This is a genomic window from Pedobacter gandavensis (assembly GCF_032678745.1).
GTDB classification, from domain to species: domain Bacteria; phylum Bacteroidota; class Bacteroidia; order Sphingobacteriales; family Sphingobacteriaceae; genus Pedobacter; species Pedobacter gandavensis_C.
Window position 1 is genome coordinate 19947 of the sequence record NZ_JAVTST010000011.1, and the last position, 17573, is coordinate 37519.

Genomic DNA, 17573 nt, shown 5'->3' on the forward strand with positions numbered 1-17573 from the left:
ACTATATTTTAGATCACTGCGTTGCTACCAGCCGTTGCAGCAGGAATTCCTGTGCGACCGGTAACTCTACCTGTTTTCATTAAACCATCATAATGACGCATTAACAAATAACTTTCAATTTGTTGCAAAGTATCTAATACCACACCTACCAGGATCAACAAAGAAGTTCCGCCATAGAAATGGGCAAATTCTGATTTGATACCGAATTTAACGGCTACTGAAGGAAGTACTGCAATGATGGCAAGGAAAACTGCACCTGGGAAGGTGATCTTCGAAATTACATCATCTATGAAGCTTGAGGTAGCCAGACCTGGTTTGATACCAGGAATGAATCCACCGTTCTTCTTCATGTCGTCCGACATTTGAGTAGGGTTAACGGTAATTGCAGTATAAAAGAATGTAAATGCAATAATTAAAAATCCAAAAGTTAAGCTATACGCTAATGAAGTATAGTCACTGAACTGAATCAACCAGGTGTTCTGTAAAGAAGGAAAGAACTGAGGAATGAATCCAGGGATAAACATCAATGCCTGAGCAAAGATGATCGGCATTACACCGGCAGCATTCACTTTTAAAGGAATGTACTGTCTTACCCCACCAAATTGTCTGTTACCAACAATCCTTTTTGCATATTGAACTGGTACTTTACGTACACCTTGAACAATCATGATGGTAAACATCACTACTGCAAATAAAGCCACAATCTCAAGAACAAGGGCGATTAAGCCACCGTCCCCAACGAACCTTGAAGTAATCTCCTGGTATAAAGCGATTGGCAATCTGGCGATAATACCAACCATGATGATTAGTGAAATACCATTTCCAATACCTTTATCGGTGATTTTCTCACCCAACCACATCACAAATAAAGTACCTGCTGCCAACACGAATGTTGCCATCACATAAAATAAAGTATGATCAATAACGATTGCTTCTGTAGGAACTTGTGTTTTAACATAACCAACAGCTTGAACAGCGGTAATGGCTACGGTTAGATAACGTGTAATCTGATTTAGTTTCTTCCTGCCACTTTCACCCTCCTTTTGCATTTTCTGGAATGAAGGAACAGCAATACCTAATAGCTGAACTACAATTGAGGCAGAAATATAAGGCATAACACCCAAGGCAAGGATAGATACCCGTGAAAACGAACCTCCGGCAAACATATCCAAGAGACCTAAAAGACCAGACTTTTCATTATTGCCTAAAAGAGTTGCGTCAACACCTGGTAGCACCACATGAGATACAAATCTATAAACCAAAAGAATCATGAGCGTAAATACAATACGCTCTTTCAATTCTTGAATTTTCCAAATATTACTTAAAGTAGTAAACAGCTTCTTCATTAATTACAATTAATTACAATTTTTCGATTGAGCCTCCAACAGCCTCAATAGCTTGTTGTGCGGTAGCAGAAAAGGCATGAGCTTTAACTTCTAACTTAGATTTAACTTCACCACGGCCTAGTACTTTTACCAGGTCATTTTTGTGCGCTAAACCATGGTTTTGCAATGTAGCAAAATCCACTGTAGTATAGTTAAATTTCTCAGCTAATGCTTGAATTACGTCTAAGTTTACACTTACGTATTCTACGCGGTTAATAGGTTTGAAACCAACCTTAGGTACACGACGTTGTAATGGCATCTGTCCACCCTCAAAACCAATTTTGGTTTTGTGACCAGAGCGAGATCCAGCACCTTTGTGACCGCGGGTTGAAGTACCACCACGTCCAGAACCAGTACCACGACCAATTCTTTTAACATTCTTTGTAGAACCTTTTGCAGGTTTCAGATTACTTAAGTTCATTTTTTGAAACTTATGTTGCCCTTCGCTTTCACTAATCAGGGACAACGGTTAAACATATTTAAAGGTTGCAAATGTAATTATATAAACCACATTTACAACCTTTAAAAATTTATATACTCTCTATAGCAATTAAGTGATTCACTTTTCTCACCATACCGATGATGGCAGCGTTAGCTTCCACTTCTACACTTTGGTTCATTTTAGTTAAACCTAATGCTTTCATCGTTCTTTTTTGGCGTTCACTTCTATCGATAATGCTTTTTACCTGGGTTATTTTGATCTTAGCCATAATATTATCCGTTAAAAACTTTATTTAAATCAATACCACGTTGTTGAGCGATGGTATAAGCATCACGCATCTTAGTTAAAGCATCTACTGTTGCTTTTACCACGTTGTGAGGATTTGATGAACCTTTAGACTTTGCTAATACGTTGTGTACACCAGCACTCTCTAATACTGCACGCATTGCACCACCAGCAATAACACCTGTACCTACTGCAGCTGGTTTGATTAATACAAAACCACCAGAGAATTTACCGATTTGCTCATGAGGAACAGTACCGTTTAATAGAGGAACTTTTACTAAGTTCTTTTTAGCATCATCGATACCTTTAGCGATTGCTTCAGTTACCTCTTTTGCTTTACCTAATCCGTAACCTACGATTCCGTTTTCATCTCCAACAACCACGATGGCTGAGAAGCTGAAAGTACGTCCACCTTTGGTTACTTTGGCAACACGTTGTATGCTAACTAAACGATCTTTTAATTCGATCTCGCTAGTCTTAACTCTTTTTATATTGATAGTTGACATTCTTATCCTATTTTCAGATTAAAATACTAAACCAGCTTCGCGAGCACCTTCTGCCAACGATTTAACACGTCCATGGTACAAATAACCATTTCTGTCGAAAACTACTTCTTTAATCCCAGCTGCAATAGCTTTTTCAGCTACTAATTTACCTACAGCTAATGATTGCTCAGATTTGTTTCCAGTTCCAGAAAAGTCTTTTGACAAAGACGAAGCTGATACAATTGTATTACCGGTTACGTCGTTAATGATTTGAGCATAAATTCCTTTATTGCTTCTATATACCGATAGACGTGGACGGCTTTCAGAACCTGTTAATCTTTTTCTGATTCCTTTTTTTATACGATCTCTACGAGATAATTTTTTTCCTGCCATTTTGATTATTTTTTAGAAGCTGATTTACCTGCTTTTCTTCTTAACACTTCACCTACAAACTTGATACCTTTACCTTTGTAAGGCTCAGGAGTACGTAACGAGCGGATTTTTGCTGCTACTTGACCGATCAATTGTTTGTCAATACTTTCTAAAATGATTTTAGGAGTCTGACCTTTTTCTGAGGTTGTTGTTACCTTAATTTCTTCCGGTAATTGGAATACATAGTGGTGAGAGTAACCCAAAACTAGATCTAAAGTGTTTCCTGTGTTTGTAGCACGGTAACCAACACCTACTAATTCTTGAGAAATCTTATATCCTTCTGTAACACCAATAACCATATTGTTTAGCAATGAGCGGTATAAACCGTGCAAAGCTTTGTGTCTTTTCTGCTCTGAAGGACGAGTTACAGTAACTACGCCTTCTTCTTGACTTACAGTGATATCAGAATCAACTGCTTGAGTCAATTCTCCTTTTGGTCCTTTAACAGTTACTACGTTATCGTTAGATACAGTAATTGTTACACCTGAAGGTACATTAATTGGGGCTTTTCCTATTCTTGACATTTTGTTATCCTCCTTTAATTAATAAACGTGACACAAAACTTCGCCACCAATGTTCAGTTTGGCTGCTTCTTTATCTGTCATAACACCTTTAGATGTAGACAAGATTGCGATACCTAAACCGTTTAATACTCTTGGCATATTTTCTACGCCGGCATATTGCCTTAAACCTGGTTTGCTGATACGAGTTAATGTACGGATTGCAGGAATTTTAGTGATCGCATTATATTTCAAAGCGATTTTAATCGTTCCTTGAACCGTAGTGTCCTCAAACTTGTAATTAGCAATGTAACCTTTGTCAAAAAGAACTTTAGTGATTTCTTTTTTAAGGTTTGATGCAGGAATTTCTACAATTCTGTGATTTGCCTTGATGGCATTTCTTACTCTTGTAAGGTAATCTGCTATTGGATCTGTATTCATTTTTATTTAATTGTGACGGTGGTTTCCTTCCTATTTCATTCGGGACGACCTTCCATCGGTTAATTTTTTTGTTTCTAGCCTTGGGACTGAGCCCTTAGCATAAAGAAAGCTGTTTTACCAGCTTGCTTTTCTTACTCCAGGGATTTTACCTGCTAATGCCATATCACGGAACAATACCCTTGATATACCGAAAGTACGCATGTAACCACGAGGACGACCAGTTAATTTACAACGATTGTGTAAACGTACTGCAGATGAGTTTTTTGGTAACTTATCTAATCCTTCATAATCACCAGCAGCTTTAAGTTCTGCACGTTTGTCAGCATACTTAGCTACCAATTTTTGGCGCTTAATTTCGCGAGCTTTTACACCTTCTTTTGCCATTATGAATTTGTGTTATTTTGGTTTTTAAATGGTAATCCGAACTGCTTTAAAAGTTCTAATGCTTCAACATCAGTAGTTGCACTAGTAACAAATGTAATATCCATACCTAAAATCTTGCTGATTTTGTCGATGTTGATCTCTGGGAAGATGATTTGCTCAGTAACTCCTAATGTGTAGTTACCTTTTCCATCAAAACCTTTATCATTGATACCTTTGAAATCACGGATACGAGGTAAAGCTACAGAAATTAAACGATCTAAGAACTCATACATGTTGTTGTCACGTAAAGTAACACGTACACCTACTGGCATACCTTTACGTAATTTAAAGTTTGAGATATCTTTTTTAGACTTAGCGCCTACTGCTTGCTGACCAGCGATAGTAGTCATCTCTAAAATAGAGCTGTCCATAATCTTCTTGTCAGTAACAGAGAAACGTCCAACACCTTGGTTGATCGCGATTTTCTCTAACTTAGGAACTTGCATTACGCTTTTATAGTTGAACTTATCTTTAAGTGCAGCTACGATTTCCTCTTTATATTTACTTTTTAATCTTGGTACGTAAGTCATTATTTGATCTCCTCTCCTGATTTTTTACTAACCCTAACTAATTTCCCATCAGCATTAAGCTTTCTGCCAACGCGAGTAGTTGCACCTGTTTTAGGATCAACTAATGCTACGTTAGAAATATGAAGAGCAGCCTCTTTTTTAATGATACCTCCGTTTGGATTAGCAGCATTTGGTTTTGTATGTTTTGATACAAGGTTCACACCTTCTACAAGAATTCTGCTTTTAGAAATTAATACAGAAAGCACAGTGCCTTGTTGGCCTCTTGAATCGCCAGCGATTACCTTTACTAAATCTCCTTTACGGATTTTAATCTTTGGTGTAGTTACTTTATTTTTCATTTTATAATACCTCCGGTGCTAATGACACAATTTTCATGAATTGTTTTTCACGCAGTTCTCTTGCTACCGGGCCGAAAATACGTGTACCACGCGGCTCATCTTGTGCATTTAATAATACTGCTGCATTGTCGTCGAAACGGATGTAAGAACCATCTTTACGTCTGATCTCTTTTCTCGTTCTTACAACTACTGCTTTAGAAACTGTTCCTTTCTTGATGTTACCAGAAGGCAACGCGCTTTTAACGGTTACAACGATTTTGTCACCAATAGAAGCGTATCTCTTTCCAGTACCACCAAGCACACGGATAACCAATACTTCTTTAGCGCCGCTATTGTCGGCTACGTTTAATCTTGATTCCTGTTGTACCATGTTATTTAGCTCTTTCTAAAATTTCCACTAATCTCCAGTTCTTGTTCTTACTCAGCGGACGAGTCTCCATGATCAGTACTGTATCACCAATACCGCAATCGTTTTTCTCGTCATGAGCCATAAATTTGGTAGTTTTTTTAACAAACTTACCATAGATCGGGTGTTTCACTTTACGTTCAACCGCTACAACAATAGATTTATCCATTTTGTTGCTTACTACCAACCCGGTTCTTGTTTTTCTTAATTGTCTTTCCATTTCGACTCTAAAGTTATTTTGTTTCAGTAGCAGACTCAGCTAATTTGCGCTTCGTCACTTCAGTGTTTAATCGGGCGATATCTTTTCTTACCTTTTTAATACGGGTAGGATTTTCGATAGCCGAAATTGTATGTGCAAATTTCAACTTTACTAAATTTTCAGTTTCTTCTGCAATCCTGGCTACTAGTTCTTCTTTTGAAAGCCCTGTGATTTCTGAGTTCTTCATTTTATTAATTTTAATGCCTTGGGTCTAGCGGTTGTAATAACAAGTTACTTACAACATTGAACCCAAGAACTTTTTTTATGCTTCTACGTAATCTCTACGTACTACAAATTTTGTTTGAATCGGCAATTTCTGAGCCGCTAATCTCATTGCTTCTTTAGCTACTGCTAGAGGAACACCTTCGGCTTCAAAAATAATACGTCCAGGTCTAACAACGGCAACCCAGTATTCTGGAGCACCCTTACCTTTACCCATACGAACTTCAGCTGGTTTCTTAGTTACCGGTTTGTCCGGGAAAATTCTAATCCACACCTGGCCTTCACGTTTCATGAAACGAGTTACCGCAATACGGGCTGCCTCTATCTGGCGACTTGTAATCCAAGTCGACTCTAAAGATTTGATCCCGAAAGACCCGAATGACAATTCAGCACCACGTGTTGCTAAACCCTTCATTCTGCCTTTTTGCATCTTTCTGAACTTCGTTCTTTTTGGCTGTAACATCTTATTCTAATATTATCGTTAAACGATCTGTTAACTAATTATTTACGAGGACCTCTGTTAGGAGTATTTCCGCCTCTATTATCTCTTCCTGCACCAGGAGCGCCTTGACCTGGACCTCTTCCGCCACGACCTTTATTGTCGTTTCTTCTGTCGCCACCGCCACGGTTATCTCTGTCTCTTCCACCACCGAAAGCACCTTCTGGTCTGCCACCTTTACCTGGAGCATTGCTCACAGAACCGATGTTTGGAGAAAGATCACGTTTACCGTAAACTTCACCTTTACAGATCCATACTTTAACACCTATTTTACCATAAGTAGTTAAAGCTTCTGCTAATGCATAGTCAATGTCAGCACGGAAAGTATGCAAAGGAATTCTTCCTTCTTTATACTGTTCGCTACGAGCCATTTCAGCACCACCTAAACGACCAGAGGTCATAATTTTGATACCTTCAGCACCCATACGCATCGTTGATGCAATAGTAGATTTCATTGCTCTACGGAATGAGATCCTTGCTTCTAATTGTTTTGCAACACCTTCTGCAACTAGTTGTGCATCAAGCTCAGGACGTTTGATCTCAAAAATGTTGATTTGAATTTCCTTTTTAGTCAATTTCTTCAACTCTTCTTTGATCTTGTCAACCTCAGCTCCTGCTTTTCCGATCACAATACCTGGACGTGCAGTGTGGATAGTTACCGTGATACGTTTTAACGTACGCTCGATTACTACTTTCGCTACACCGCCTTTTGCGATACGTACAGAAAGGTATTTTCTTATTTTTTCGTCCTCAACTAATTTATCAGCATAGTTGTTGCCACCGAACCAGTTAGAATCCCAACCTTTGATGATTCCTAACCTGTTTCCTATTGGATGTGCTTTTTGTCCCATTTCTGTTAATTAGTTTGAGTTTCAACGTTTTTACTATCTACTACCAAAGTTACATGGTTAGAACGCTTACGGATTCTGTAACCACGTCCTTGAGGTGCTGGTCTAAGTCTTTTTAATTGACGACCACCGCCTACCATTATCGTTTTCACGTATAACTGGTTTTCTTCAGGGCGAGAACCTTCATTTTTAGTTTCCCAGTTTTTGATAGCTGACAATAAAAGTTTTTCAACTCTGATTGCTGCTTCTTTATTGGTAAACTTTAAAATGCTTAAAGCTTTCTCTACACGCTCACCTCTGATAAGATCTACAACCAAACGCATTTTACGTGGTGAGGTTGGACAATTGTTTAATTTCGCTACTGCTTCCATCTCTTAATTATTTTTTCTTTTCAGAGTGACCCCTAAATGTTCTGGTTGGAGCAAACTCTCCCAGCTTGTGACCAACCATGTTTTCTGTTACGTATACCGGAATAAATTTATTTCCGTTATGAACTGCAAATGTATGATTCACGAAATCTGGTGAAATCATTGATCTGCGAGACCAAGTTTTAATTACAGACCTCTTACCTGATTCATTCATAGATACTACTTTCTTCTCTACGTTATGGTCAATATACGGTCCTTTTTTTATCGAACGAGCCATTATTTCTTCCTTTTCTCTATGATGAAACGATTTGAGTATTTTTTAAGTGAACGAGTTTTGAATCCTTTCGAATACAATCCGTTTCTTGAGCGAGGTTGACCTCCTGATGAGCGACCCTCACCACCACCCATTGGGTGATCGACTGGGTTCATCGCTACCGGACGAGTTCTAGGACGACGTCCTAACCAACGTTTACGACCTGCTTTACCTAATACTTCATTTGCGTGATCCGAGTTCGAAACAGCTCCGATTGTTGCTAAACAAGTAACTAAGATAGATCTTACTTCACCTGATGGCATTTTAACAGTTGCATATTTACCATCACGTGCTGCTAATTGAGCGTAAGCACCTGCGCTACGTGCCATTTGAGCACCACGACCTGGTTGAATTTCAATGTTATGTACAATCGATCCCAATGGGATGTTTGATAATGTTAAAGCATTTCCAACTTCTGGAGTTGCTGTATCACCCGAAACTACTGTTTGTCCTACTTGCAATCCTTCCGGTGCAATAATGTAACGCTTCTCTCCATCTGCGTAATGCAATAATGCAATACGAGCGGTACGGTTTGGATCGTACTCAACAGTAGCTACTGTTGCAGGAATGTTAAACTTATCACGTTTAAAGTCAATTAAACGGTAAGATTTTTTGTGACCACCACCCATGTAGCGCATAGTCATCTTTCCTGTATTGTTACGTCCTCCTGATTTCTTAGAAGATACAACCAATGATTTTTCGGGCTTGGTTGCTGTAATCTCCGAAAAGCTGGCACCTACTCTAAAGCGGGTTCCCGGAGTGACTGGTTTAAATTTTCTTAAGCCCATAGTTATAAATTATTCACTTTATTAAATATTCGCGTAATAATCAATTGTTTCGCCTGCTGCCAGGGTTACAATCGCTTTTTTGTATTTTGGGCTACGACCCGTAACTAATCCACCTTTAGTGTTTCTGGACTTCACTTTACCATTTACAACCATTGTATTAATGGCTAAAATGTTAACGTTGTACATTTTCTCTATGGCTTGCTTAATCTGCAATTTATTTGCTTTGTGTTCTACTTTAAAAGTAAAGCGATTAGACTTTTCTGTTAATGCAGAAGCTTTTTCGGTTAATATTGGTTTCTTTAAAAATTCCATATTACTTGGCAAATGCCTCCTCGATTGTTTTAAGAGAATCAGCAGTGAACAAAAGTTTGCCACAGTTTAATACATCATATGTATTCAACTGATCTGCAGTGATAACTTTCGCTTTCTGGATGTTTCTGCTTGATAAATAGATATTGTTATTTTGTGAAGGTAAAACCAACAATGTCTTTTCGCCAGCGATGTTTAATGCGCTAACTAAATCTAGGTAGTTTTTAGTTTTGATAGAATCAAAAGTAAAGTCTTCTAAAACAACAACGTTGTTATCAGTTGCTTTGTAGCTCAATGCTGATCTACGTGCAAGTTGCTTTAACTTTTTGTTCAATTTGAAACTATAATCACGTGGTTGAGGACCAAACACACGACCACCACCATTAAACAATGGAGATTTAATACTACCGGCACGAGCGCCACCAGTACCTTTTTGTTTGTAAAGTTTGCGGGTTGAACCTGCAATTTCATTACGTTGCTTAGACTTGTGAGTACCTTGACGTTGATTAGCCAAATACTGTTTTACATCTAAATAGATCGCGTGGTCAACAGGCGTAATGCCAAATACTGACTCAGGAAGTTGCACTGTTGCACCTGTCTCTTTTCCTGAAATGTTTAATACTTTAACTTCCATCTGCTTACTTATCTAAGATTACGTAAGAACCCTTAGCTCCTGGAATGGAACCACTAACTACAACAAGGTTTTGATCAGCATAAACTTTCAAAACTTGTAAGTTCTGAACTTTTACTCTGTCACCACCCATTCTACCCGCCATACGCATACCTTTAAATACACGAGCTGGATAAGAAGCAGCACCTAATGAACCTGGCGCACGCATTCTGTTATGCTGTCCGTGAGTTTGTCCACCAACACCAGCGAAACCATGACGTTTTACAACACCCTGGAAACCTTTACCTTTAGAAGTACCAACAACATCCACGAAATCACCTTCATTGAAAATGTTCACAGTTACCGTATCACCTAAGGTTAACGATTCTTCGAACGGTTCAAATTCAACCAATTTACGTTTTGGGGTTGTGCTTGCTTTCGCAAAGTGGCCTTTAAGAGGCTTGGTAGTGTTCTTTTCTTTGGCTTCGTCGAAACCTAACTGAACGGAAACATAACCGTCTTTCTCTTCGGTCTTTACCTGTGTAACAACACAAGGTCCAGCTTCAATCACCGTACATGGAATGTTCTTTCCATCGGCGTCGAATATGCTGGTCATTCCTACTTTTTTTCCAATAATACCTGACATTTTCTTTTTTTAATTTAACACCCATCGAAGCAGTAGGGCTTCGTTCAAGGTGGATACAATTCCCTTTAAGGGAGGGCAAAAATACGAAAGAAATCTTAATTTTCAAATAGTTAGCTAATTATTTTTTCAAAAAAGCACTATTTAGTTTTTAACCAACCAAGTTGTCACTCAGGCTATACATGATCACCATCAAAACAAATGACCCGATTAAAACATATAAGTAATCTCGTTCCACCAGAAAGCTGAAAATCGAGAAAACTACCCTGGCAACAGGGGTGAAAATCAATAATAAAGTACCGAATTGAATGATTGCTTTAGGATCTAATTCTCGTAATCCGATAAAAATGGCTGGAATAGAGGATAATCCAGATTTGTTTGGGTTAAAATCACGGTAATCTATCGGCGCTGCATGATTCGACAAGAGGTAAAGAAAGCCTCCTACCAGGACTACAGACATGGAGGCGATCACGCCAACACGGAGCAAAGTCCCCAAAATGAATTGAATGTCGCGATCCGCAAAGAAGTTTTTTCGTATCGAACTCATAGCTTTCCTGATAAACCGTTATAAATCATTTGTAAGGCAAGAAAGGTTACCACTACTGCAAATACCACTTTTAACTTATCAGTTTTGGTACGAACCAGGATTTTTGAGCCTATTGTAGCACCAGTTAGTACACCTATAGTGACCGGCATCGCGATCCCTGGATCAATCTGGCCGCGGTGTAAGTAAACGATTGCACTGGCAGCAGCTGTTACCCCCATCATGAAATTACTCGTCGTAGTGGAGACCTTAAATGGAATTCTCATGATATTGTCCATCGCTATTACCTTCAAAGCTCCGGAGCCAATCCCCAATAAGCCGGAAATAATGCCTGCAAAAAACATCATCACAAAGCCTCCTGCAACCCGATGAACCGCATAATCTTTTGGTCCGTTTTCCGTAGGATAAGTACCATTCAGCTTAAAAAACAGGGCTAATTTCCCTGAAGTATCGTTATCTGAACGGTCAACTTTCTTGATCACCATCATTACTGCAGAGAACAAAAGAATCAGCCCGAAAACAACTGCAATAAAACCAGGATTCAGATAAACTGTGATTACAGCACCTATAACAGCACTAACGGTAGTGGCTACTTCCAGAAACATTCCTATGCGGATATTGGTAATCCCTTCTTTCACATAAGCCGCGGCAGAGCCGGAAGAAGTCGCGATCACAGATACAATTGAGGCGCCAATAGCATAATGAATATCAACACCGAGTGCAAGTGTTAAGAGTGGAATGATAATGACTCCGCCCCCTAAACCAGTCAGCGAGCCAACCAATCCAGCTAAAAAAGCACCTGCTAAAACTATAATTGTAAATAGTAATACCGACATTGCTACAAATATACTATCTATCGCTGGAACACAATAAAATTACCAAATGAATGTTAGATTACTAAAAATATTCCGTCCCATCACTAAAGCTAATTCCTTAAAAAAAACATTTATGAAAAAACTGATATTCGCCATTATAGCTGTACTCTTCTTCCAATTAAGCACACAGGCACAATTGCCCGTAGATAGTGCGAAAGCCGATCCAAGTTTAAGAGGACAATATGAGTTCATGCTATCAAAATCGAAAACCATCAATGGTTACAAGCTGATTAATCCAGCCAGATTAGCTGGATTTTGGAAAAGCGTATCGGATTCTATCAATCAAAACCGCAAACAGCTGAGCAATATTAAGCTCAAACTCGCTGAACAGGAGAAGGCCGTTACCGCTTTAAAAGCACAGATCTCAGGTGCCGAAAACTCTTTAGCCAGCTCTAATGCAAAGTTAGATGAGATCAGCTTTTTAGGGATCTCTTTTACGAAAAGTAAATATAATGTGATCGTATGGAGTATGATCCTGGTATTGGCTGCTGCATTGGCAATTGTGATCTTACGCTCTGCAAAATTCATGCATGAAGCAAAATACAGAAGCTCATTATATGAAGAAATCGCTCAGGAATACCAAAACTATAAAACGAAGGCAAATGATAAAGAGAAGAAATTAGCTAGAGAATTGCAGGACGAGCGTAATAAACTGGATGAGTATAAAAACAAAGGGAAGTAATTCCCTGACAAGCTTCTATAACAAAAAAGCCTTCCGAAATAAATTCAGAAGGCTTTTTTGTTATTCGTCTAAAAAGTTAAACTTTGATTTCAACTTCAACACCGCTAGGTAGTTCAAGTTTCATTAAAGCGTCAACTGTTTTAGAGTTAGAGCTATAAATGTCTAACAAACGTTTGTAAGCGCATAATTGAAACTGCTCACGTGCTTTTTTGTTAACGTGTGGAGAACGCAAAACAGTGAAGATTTTCTTTTCTGTAGGCAATGGAATTGGTCCACTAACTACTGCACCCGTAGGTTTAACAGTCTTAACGATTTTCTCAGCAGATTTATCTACTAAGTTGTAATCGTAAGATTTTAATTTAATTCTGATTCTTTGGCTCATCTTATATATGTATTAAGGCTGCCGGTTAGAGCTATTAATAACCGGCTGCCGATTTATTATTATTATTCTGCAGATTTAACTCTTCCTTTAGATTTTGCTACTACTTCATCCTGCACGTTTCTCGGTGCTGGTGCATAGTGATCAAATTCCATTGTAGAAGTTGCACGGCCTGAAGTAATGGTACGTAATTGAGTCACATAACCGAACATCTCAGAAAGAGGTACAGTAGCTTTAATTACTTGAGAACCATTACGAGTGTCCATACCTAAAAGTTGACCACGACGACGGTTCATGTCACCGATTACATCACCCATGTTTTCTTCAGGAGTTAAGATCTCGATTTTCATGATTGGCTCCATCAATACTGGGTTACATTTTGGTAATGCTTCACGGTAAGCCATTTTAGCTGCAAGTTCAAATGATAAAGCATCTGAATCGACTGCGTGGAATGAACCATCAATTAAGCGAACTTTCATATCAGGCAGTGGGTAACCAGCTAATACACCATTAGACATAGATGCTGCGAAACCTTTCTCAACTGAAGGGATAAACTCACGAGGGATTGAACCACCTGTGATTTCATTCACAAATTGTAAACCGCCTTTTTCGTAATCCGCATCGATTGGAGAAATAACAACTTGGATATCCGCGAATTTACCACGACCACCAGATTGTTTTTTGTAAGTCTCACGGTGTTGAACCGTACCATTAATTGCTTCTTTGTAAGCAACTTGTGGTGCACCTTGGTTAACCTCTACTTTAAACTCACGTCTTAAGCGGTCAATCAAGATATCTAAGTGAAGCTCACCCATACCAGAGATTACAGTTTGGCCAGTTTCCTGATCAGTCTGAACTCTAAATGTAGGATCTTCTTCAGCTAATTTAGATAAACCAATACCTAATTTATCGATGTCAGCTTGAGTTTTAGGCTCAATTGCTAAACCGATAACCGGCTCTGGGAAATCCATTGATTCCAAAATAATTGGGTGTTTCTCATCACAAAGTGTATCACCTGTTTTGATATCTTTAAAGCCTACTACTGCAGCAATATCACCAGCACCTACATTAGGAATTGGGTTTTGCTTGTTCGCGTGCATTTGGAAGATACGAGAGATACGTTCTTTGTTCTCAGAACGTGCATTGTAAACGTATGAACCAGCGTCTAAGTTACCTGAGTATACACGGATAAAGCACAAACGACCTACGAAAGGATCGGTTGCAATTTTAAACGCTAATGCTGCAAATGGCTCATTAACATCTGGTTGACGAGTGATTTCTTCACCTGTTTCTGGGTTGGTACCAGTGATACCATCCACATCCATTGGCGAAGGCAACAATTCCATTACTAAATCTAGCATGGTTTGAACACCTTTGTTTTTGAAAGATGAACCACAAACCATAGGAACGATTTTAGCATCTAGAGTTGCTTTACGCAATGCATCAAGAATTTCACGCTCAGTGATTGAGTTTGGATCCTCGAAGAATTTCTCCATTAAGGACTCATCATAATCAGCAACAGCTTCTAATAAATTCTCTCTCCATTCCGCAACCTCATCTAGCATATCTTCTGGAATTGGAACTTCAGTAAAGGTCATACCTTTATCTTCTTCATTCCAAACGATACCACGGTTGTTGATTAAATCAACTACACCTTTAAAGCTATCTTCACCACCGATTGGTAATTGTAAAGGAACTGCATGGCTACCCAACATTTCTCTTACTTGCTTCACAACTTTTAAGAAGTCAGCTCCTGAACGGTCCATTTTGTTAACGAAACCAATACGTGGAACTGCATAGTTGTTAGCTAAACGCCAGTTAGTTTCAGATTGAGGCTCAACACCATCAACAGCTGAAAATAAGAATACCAATCCGTCTAAAACACGAAGTGAACGGTTTACCTCTACGGTAAAATCCACGTGTCCTGGAGTATCGATAACGTTTACTTGATATTTATTACCGCGGTAAGGCCAGAATACAGTTGTAGCTGCAGACGTGATAGTAATACCACGTTCAGCTTCTTGTATCATCCAGTCCATCGTAGATGCACCTTCGTGTACTTCACCAATTTTGTGATTTACTCCGGCGTAATAAAGGATACGCTCAGTTGTTGTGGTTTTACCCGCATCAATGTGAGCCGCGATTCCAATATTTCTTGTAAATTTTAAATCTCTTGACATTTTATAATCCTCTATAAATTAGAAACGGAAGTGAGAGAACGCTTTGTTAGCCTCAGCCATTTTATGCGTATCTTCTTTTTTCTTAACGGCTGCACCTTCACCTTTAGCTGCTGAAACGATTTCACCTGCTAATTTTTCTTTCATGGTTTTTTCACCACGTTTACGAGCGTAAGAAATTAACCATTTCATGCCTAAAGCAATCTTACGGTCAGGTCTTACCTCTGTAGGTACCTGGAAATTTGCACCACCTACACGACGAGATTTAACCTCTACTGCAGGCATTACATTTGTTAAAGCACGTTTCCACACTTCTAGACCGTTCTCACCAGCTTTTTTCTCAGCAAGTTCAACAGCATCATAAAAAATACTATATGCGATAGATTTTTTTCCATCGTACATCATATTGTTTACAAATCTGGTCACCTGAACATCGTTAAATTTTGGATCAGGAAGGATAATTCTCTTTTTTGGTTTTGACTTTCTCATTTGTTGTTCCTCCTAATTATTTCTTTTTACCTTTTTTTGGTGCTGCAGCTGCTGCTACTTGTCCTGGCTTAGGACGTTTAGTACCATATTTTGAACGACGTTGGTTACGACCAGCAACTCCTGAAGTATCTAAAGCTCCACGGATAATGTGATAACGTACTCCTGGTAAATCTTTAACACGACCACCACGGATCAATACAATGGAGTGCTCCTGTAAATTGTGACCTTCACCTGGAATATAGGCATTCACCTCTTTACCATTTGTTAAACGTACACGGGCAACTTTACGCATTGCTGAGTTTGGTTTTTTAGGGGTAGTGGTATATACACGTGTACATACACCTCTTCGCTGTGGACAGCTGTCCAACGCAGGAGACTTACTCTTGAACTCCAGTGCTACTCTACCTTTTCTAACTAATTGTTGAATGGTTGGCATTGTTCTTTTTGTTTTCTATTAATATTTAAAAACTTTACCCCTATAATAAGGGACTGCAAAGGTAGGATAATACATTTTATAAATCAAGTGGTTAACGCAAAAATAATTCTAAGACAATATTGCCTAAAATCAAAAGGATCAGATGGGTTATCTGAAGTAGAATTACCAATTCCAGAATCAAGAAAAAGAATTTCGGAGAACAAAAGAATCGCAATTGTGTCCGGGAAGACTGGCAGGTTCAGATAGGGTTCGGAAGGGCTTGGCTTAGGGTTCGGTTAGGGTTGGTATAGGGTTTAGGTAACTGAACCCCTTCTGAACCCTAATCGAAGTCCTACTGAACCTACAGCTCAATTGCAACAGCAGCAAAGCTCCGCACAGTTGCAAATCAGCAGGTACTTATAAAAAATCAGCCGCCTTTTCAAGCAGCTGTGGTATTAATGAAAAGTGTCCAGGTAAAGCTTCTCCACTTTCTTCCTTGCCCAATCTGTTTTGCGTAGAAATTTCAAGCTGGACTTTAAACTTGGGTTATTTAAAAAACACTCGATGCGAATTAGCTTACCCAATTCCGGCCAGTCGTAATGCCATACCAATTGTTTCACAATAAACTCCAATGTTTTACCATGTAAAGGATTATTTGGCTGTCCTGATTCTGTCATGCCACAAAAATAATAAGAATTTCCGGCTCCTAAATGTCATCGTGATAAAAAGACTCTAATTAGTAATGACTAAATTTGTCCTATTCAGTTTTACTTAATTTCTACCTCATGCAATTTAAATTAGGAGAGTTTGTTCGTTTCGTAGACGAAAATATAGAAGGTTATATCACCCGAATCATCGATAAAGACACAATTGGCGTAACCGATTCCAATGATTTTGAAATCCCTGTACTGGCTTCAAAAGTAACCTTGGTTCATGGAGAGATCCCAGAAAACGACATCGTTTCCAACCGTCCGGCAGTAGTAGTTCCGGAAGCAGAGTTTATTAAAGATGGTGTTTATCTTGGCCTGATCACGGATCAGCACAGTACCTCTGTAGCACATTTCCATCTGGTAAATGAAAGCTCATTTCAATTACTGGCTAGCTTAACGACTGAAAAAGGCGATCATTATAAAGGAGAATTTGCAGCAATCATTCCTGCCCACACTACAAAAAAGATTTACTCTGCGCAATTGGGAGATATCCAAATCTGGCCAAAGTTTAGACTGGAGATCTTATTCCATACCCCGGCAAATGTGCAGCCTAAAGCACCAATCATTTACCAGGAACGTATCAAAGGAAAAGACCTTTCGGTAGCCAAAGTAGACATCGCCCTGCTAAAACAAAAAGGATGGCTGATTCGCCTCGATGCTGCCGAAGCAGTAATTGATGCAGAAAAATTAAAAGAAAGCTTTTTTAAAGCCCGATAACCTCAAGCATTAGGCAAGGAACTGCCTTAAGTACCAAACAATTGCAGGAATTAAAGCGT

The 17573-nt window shown here is 38.9% G+C and carries 30 protein-coding genes; 2 read left to right on the plus strand and 28 right to left on the minus strand.

What is annotated here, in order from left to right:
- Positions 1–8: 8 nt before the first annotated feature.
- The 23 genes from secY to R2S10_RS23405 all read right to left on the minus strand — a co-directional run bounded on the left by secY (position 9) and on the right by R2S10_RS23405 (position 11906).
- A complete protein-coding gene (secY, locus tag R2S10_RS23295) occupies positions 9–1346 on the minus strand; it encodes a preprotein translocase subunit SecY (protein ID WP_316842819.1) in 1338 nt (445 codons plus the stop codon).
- Positions 1347–1359: 13 nt separating this feature from the next.
- Positions 1360–1806, minus strand: coding sequence for a 50S ribosomal protein L15 (gene rplO / locus R2S10_RS23300; protein ID WP_316842820.1), 447 nt, complete (start codon positions 1804–1806; stop codon positions 1360–1362).
- A 109-nt stretch (positions 1807–1915) separates the two neighbouring features.
- The gene (rpmD, locus tag R2S10_RS23305) at positions 1916–2095 is read right to left on the minus strand and encodes a 50S ribosomal protein L30 (RefSeq protein ID WP_316842821.1); all 180 of its coding nucleotides are present in this window, start codon (positions 2093–2095) and stop codon (positions 1916–1918) included.
- 4 nt (positions 2096–2099) lie between these two features.
- A complete protein-coding gene (gene rpsE / locus R2S10_RS23310; RefSeq protein WP_062550425.1) occupies positions 2100–2618 on the minus strand; it encodes a 30S ribosomal protein S5 in 519 nt (172 codons plus the stop codon).
- Positions 2619–2636: 18 nt separating this feature from the next.
- Positions 2637–2990, minus strand: a complete 354-nt coding sequence (rplR, locus tag R2S10_RS23315) for a 50S ribosomal protein L18 (protein ID WP_316842822.1) — start codon at positions 2988–2990, stop codon at positions 2637–2639.
- A gap of 5 nt (positions 2991–2995) precedes the next feature.
- The gene (rplF, locus tag R2S10_RS23320) at positions 2996–3553 is read right to left on the minus strand and encodes a 50S ribosomal protein L6 (protein WP_316842823.1); all 558 of its coding nucleotides are present in this window, start codon (positions 3551–3553) and stop codon (positions 2996–2998) included.
- Positions 3554–3571: 18 nt separating this feature from the next.
- Positions 3572–3970, minus strand: a complete 399-nt coding sequence (gene rpsH / locus R2S10_RS23325) for a 30S ribosomal protein S8 (RefSeq protein WP_062550428.1) — start codon at positions 3968–3970, stop codon at positions 3572–3574.
- A 114-nt stretch (positions 3971–4084) separates the two neighbouring features.
- The gene (rpsN, locus tag R2S10_RS23330; RefSeq protein ID WP_055130472.1) at positions 4085–4354 is read right to left on the minus strand and encodes a 30S ribosomal protein S14; all 270 of its coding nucleotides are present in this window, start codon (positions 4352–4354) and stop codon (positions 4085–4087) included.
- Positions 4354–4923 (minus strand): 50S ribosomal protein L5, encoded by a 570-nt coding sequence (rplE, locus tag R2S10_RS23335; protein ID WP_182957299.1) that lies wholly within the window; start codon positions 4921–4923, stop codon positions 4354–4356. The genes rpsN and rplE overlap by 1 nt, the downstream gene beginning before the upstream one ends.
- A complete protein-coding gene (gene rplX, locus R2S10_RS23340) occupies positions 4923–5261 on the minus strand; it encodes a 50S ribosomal protein L24 (RefSeq protein ID WP_202986093.1) in 339 nt (112 codons plus the stop codon). The genes rplE and rplX overlap by 1 nt, the downstream gene beginning before the upstream one ends.
- Position 5262: 1 nt before the next feature.
- Positions 5263–5631, minus strand: a complete 369-nt coding sequence (gene rplN / locus R2S10_RS23345) for a 50S ribosomal protein L14 (protein ID WP_062550431.1) — start codon at positions 5629–5631, stop codon at positions 5263–5265.
- Between the two features lies 1 nt (position 5632).
- Positions 5633–5887: a 30S ribosomal protein S17 gene (gene rpsQ, locus R2S10_RS23350; RefSeq protein ID WP_048907439.1), complete on the minus strand. Its 255-nt coding sequence runs from the start codon at positions 5885–5887 to the stop codon at positions 5633–5635.
- Between the two features lie 13 nt (positions 5888–5900).
- Entirely contained in the window at positions 5901–6113 is a 213-nt protein-coding gene (gene rpmC / locus R2S10_RS23355) for a 50S ribosomal protein L29 (protein ID WP_182957301.1), read from the minus strand.
- Positions 6114–6188: 75 nt separating this feature from the next.
- On the minus strand, positions 6189–6611 hold the full coding sequence (gene rplP / locus R2S10_RS23360; RefSeq protein WP_265840681.1) for a 50S ribosomal protein L16: 423 nt from the start codon (positions 6609–6611) through the stop codon (positions 6189–6191).
- Between the two features lie 38 nt (positions 6612–6649).
- Entirely contained in the window at positions 6650–7498 is an 849-nt protein-coding gene (rpsC, locus tag R2S10_RS23365) for a 30S ribosomal protein S3 (protein WP_062550434.1), read from the minus strand.
- 5 nt (positions 7499–7503) lie between these two features.
- A complete protein-coding gene (rplV, locus tag R2S10_RS23370) occupies positions 7504–7866 on the minus strand; it encodes a 50S ribosomal protein L22 (RefSeq protein WP_062550435.1) in 363 nt (120 codons plus the stop codon).
- A gap of 7 nt (positions 7867–7873) precedes the next feature.
- Complete coding sequence (gene rpsS / locus R2S10_RS23375; RefSeq protein WP_182957304.1) at positions 7874–8140, minus strand: 30S ribosomal protein S19; 267 nt, start codon at positions 8138–8140, stop codon at positions 7874–7876.
- Positions 8140–8964 (minus strand): 50S ribosomal protein L2, encoded by an 825-nt coding sequence (gene rplB / locus R2S10_RS23380; protein WP_182957306.1) that lies wholly within the window; start codon positions 8962–8964, stop codon positions 8140–8142. Before rplB ends, rpsS begins: the two co-directional genes overlap by 1 nt.
- A gap of 21 nt (positions 8965–8985) precedes the next feature.
- Positions 8986–9276 carry a 50S ribosomal protein L23 gene (gene rplW / locus R2S10_RS23385; RefSeq protein ID WP_062550438.1) on the minus strand — a complete coding sequence of 97 codons (291 nt, stop codon included), beginning with the start codon at positions 9274–9276 and terminating at the stop codon, positions 8986–8988.
- A gap of 1 nt (position 9277) precedes the next feature.
- Positions 9278–9907: a 50S ribosomal protein L4 gene (gene rplD, locus R2S10_RS23390; RefSeq protein ID WP_316842824.1), complete on the minus strand. Its 630-nt coding sequence runs from the start codon at positions 9905–9907 to the stop codon at positions 9278–9280.
- Positions 9908–9911: 4 nt separating this feature from the next.
- Complete coding sequence (rplC, locus tag R2S10_RS23395; protein WP_316842825.1) at positions 9912–10529, minus strand: 50S ribosomal protein L3; 618 nt, start codon at positions 10527–10529, stop codon at positions 9912–9914.
- Between the two features lie 148 nt (positions 10530–10677).
- Positions 10678–11073 (minus strand): DUF1634 domain-containing protein, encoded by a 396-nt coding sequence (locus R2S10_RS23400; protein ID WP_316842826.1) that lies wholly within the window; start codon positions 11071–11073, stop codon positions 10678–10680.
- Positions 11070–11906: a sulfite exporter TauE/SafE family protein gene (locus tag R2S10_RS23405; protein WP_316842827.1), complete on the minus strand. Its 837-nt coding sequence runs from the start codon at positions 11904–11906 to the stop codon at positions 11070–11072. The genes R2S10_RS23400 and R2S10_RS23405 overlap by 4 nt, the downstream gene beginning before the upstream one ends.
- Positions 11907–12018: 112 nt before the next feature.
- Between R2S10_RS23405 and R2S10_RS23410 the strand changes: the two genes are divergently transcribed.
- Positions 12019–12627, plus strand: coding sequence for a hypothetical protein (locus tag R2S10_RS23410; RefSeq protein ID WP_316842828.1), 609 nt, complete (start codon positions 12019–12021; stop codon positions 12625–12627).
- 76 nt (positions 12628–12703) lie between these two features.
- Here the strand turns inward: R2S10_RS23410 and rpsJ are convergent, their stop codons facing one another.
- From rpsJ to R2S10_RS23435, 5 genes are all read right to left on the minus strand, one after another.
- A complete protein-coding gene (rpsJ, locus tag R2S10_RS23415) occupies positions 12704–13009 on the minus strand; it encodes a 30S ribosomal protein S10 (protein WP_008244591.1) in 306 nt (101 codons plus the stop codon).
- Positions 13010–13071: 62 nt separating this feature from the next.
- Positions 13072–15186, minus strand: a complete 2115-nt coding sequence (gene fusA / locus R2S10_RS23420) for an elongation factor G (RefSeq protein ID WP_316842829.1) — start codon at positions 15184–15186, stop codon at positions 13072–13074.
- Between the two features lie 18 nt (positions 15187–15204).
- The gene (gene rpsG / locus R2S10_RS23425) at positions 15205–15672 is read right to left on the minus strand and encodes a 30S ribosomal protein S7 (protein ID WP_062550444.1); all 468 of its coding nucleotides are present in this window, start codon (positions 15670–15672) and stop codon (positions 15205–15207) included.
- 16 nt (positions 15673–15688) lie between these two features.
- The gene (gene rpsL / locus R2S10_RS23430; protein WP_062550445.1) at positions 15689–16108 is read right to left on the minus strand and encodes a 30S ribosomal protein S12; all 420 of its coding nucleotides are present in this window, start codon (positions 16106–16108) and stop codon (positions 15689–15691) included.
- A gap of 434 nt (positions 16109–16542) precedes the next feature.
- Positions 16543–16764 carry a VF530 family protein gene (locus R2S10_RS23435; protein ID WP_316842830.1) on the minus strand — a complete coding sequence of 74 codons (222 nt, stop codon included), beginning with the start codon at positions 16762–16764 and terminating at the stop codon, positions 16543–16545.
- A 108-nt stretch (positions 16765–16872) separates the two neighbouring features.
- On the opposite strand from R2S10_RS23435, the gene R2S10_RS23440 reads away from it, so the two are divergent.
- On the plus strand, positions 16873–17514 hold the full coding sequence (locus R2S10_RS23440; RefSeq protein WP_316842831.1) for a hypothetical protein: 642 nt from the start codon (positions 16873–16875) through the stop codon (positions 17512–17514).
- The last annotated feature ends 59 nt before the right edge of the window (positions 17515–17573 follow it).

Coding starts and splice junctions, on each gene's coding strand:
- secY (WP_316842819.1), bottom strand. CDS start 1,346: ATGAAGAAGCTGTTTACTACTTTAAGTAATATTTGGAAAATTCAAGAA.
- rplO (WP_316842820.1), bottom strand. CDS start 1,806: ATGAACTTAAGTAATCTGAAACCTGCAAAAGGTTCTACAAAGAATGTT.
- rpmD (WP_316842821.1), bottom strand. CDS start 2,095: ATGGCTAAGATCAAAATAACCCAGGTAAAAAGCATTATCGATAGAAGT.
- rpsE (WP_062550425.1), bottom strand. CDS start 2,618: ATGTCAACTATCAATATAAAAAGAGTTAAGACTAGCGAGATCGAATTA.
- rplR (WP_316842822.1), bottom strand. CDS start 2,990: ATGGCAGGAAAAAAATTATCTCGTAGAGATCGTATAAAAAAAGGAATC.
- rplF (WP_316842823.1), bottom strand. CDS start 3,553: ATGTCAAGAATAGGAAAAGCCCCAATTAATGTACCTTCAGGTGTAACA.
- rpsH (WP_062550428.1), bottom strand. CDS start 3,970: ATGAATACAGATCCAATAGCAGATTACCTTACAAGAGTAAGAAATGCC.
- rpsN (WP_055130472.1), bottom strand. CDS start 4,354: ATGGCAAAAGAAGGTGTAAAAGCTCGCGAAATTAAGCGCCAAAAATTG.
- rplE (WP_182957299.1), bottom strand. CDS start 4,923: ATGACTTACGTACCAAGATTAAAAAGTAAATATAAAGAGGAAATCGTA.
- rplX (WP_202986093.1), bottom strand. CDS start 5,261: ATGAAAAATAAAGTAACTACACCAAAGATTAAAATCCGTAAAGGAGAT.
- rplN (WP_062550431.1), bottom strand. CDS start 5,631: ATGGTACAACAGGAATCAAGATTAAACGTAGCCGACAATAGCGGCGCT.
- rpsQ (WP_048907439.1), bottom strand. CDS start 5,887: ATGGAAAGACAATTAAGAAAAACAAGAACCGGGTTGGTAGTAAGCAAC.
- rpmC (WP_182957301.1), bottom strand. CDS start 6,113: ATGAAGAACTCAGAAATCACAGGGCTTTCAAAAGAAGAACTAGTAGCC.
- rplP (WP_265840681.1), bottom strand. CDS start 6,611: ATGTTACAGCCAAAAAGAACGAAGTTCAGAAAGATGCAAAAAGGCAGA.
- rpsC (WP_062550434.1), bottom strand. CDS start 7,498: ATGGGACAAAAAGCACATCCAATAGGAAACAGGTTAGGAATCATCAAA.
- rplV (WP_062550435.1), bottom strand. CDS start 7,866: ATGGAAGCAGTAGCGAAATTAAACAATTGTCCAACCTCACCACGTAAA.
- rpsS (WP_182957304.1), bottom strand. CDS start 8,140: ATGGCTCGTTCGATAAAAAAAGGACCGTATATTGACCATAACGTAGAG.
- rplB (WP_182957306.1), bottom strand. CDS start 8,964: ATGGGCTTAAGAAAATTTAAACCAGTCACTCCGGGAACCCGCTTTAGA.
- rplW (WP_062550438.1), bottom strand. CDS start 9,276: ATGGAATTTTTAAAGAAACCAATATTAACCGAAAAAGCTTCTGCATTA.
- rplD (WP_316842824.1), bottom strand. CDS start 9,907: ATGGAAGTTAAAGTATTAAACATTTCAGGAAAAGAGACAGGTGCAACA.
- rplC (WP_316842825.1), bottom strand. CDS start 10,529: ATGTCAGGTATTATTGGAAAAAAAGTAGGAATGACCAGCATATTCGAC.
- R2S10_RS23400 (WP_316842826.1), bottom strand. CDS start 11,073: ATGAGTTCGATACGAAAAAACTTCTTTGCGGATCGCGACATTCAATTC.
- R2S10_RS23405 (WP_316842827.1), bottom strand. CDS start 11,906: ATGTCGGTATTACTATTTACAATTATAGTTTTAGCAGGTGCTTTTTTA.
- R2S10_RS23410 (WP_316842828.1), top strand. CDS start 12,019: ATGAAAAAACTGATATTCGCCATTATAGCTGTACTCTTCTTCCAATTA.
- rpsJ (WP_008244591.1), bottom strand. CDS start 13,009: ATGAGCCAAAGAATCAGAATTAAATTAAAATCTTACGATTACAACTTA.
- fusA (WP_316842829.1), bottom strand. CDS start 15,186: ATGTCAAGAGATTTAAAATTTACAAGAAATATTGGAATCGCGGCTCAC.
- rpsG (WP_062550444.1), bottom strand. CDS start 15,672: ATGAGAAAGTCAAAACCAAAAAAGAGAATTATCCTTCCTGATCCAAAA.
- rpsL (WP_062550445.1), bottom strand. CDS start 16,108: ATGCCAACCATTCAACAATTAGTTAGAAAAGGTAGAGTAGCACTGGAG.
- R2S10_RS23435 (WP_316842830.1), bottom strand. CDS start 16,764: ATGACAGAATCAGGACAGCCAAATAATCCTTTACATGGTAAAACATTG.
- R2S10_RS23440 (WP_316842831.1), top strand. CDS start 16,873: ATGCAATTTAAATTAGGAGAGTTTGTTCGTTTCGTAGACGAAAATATA.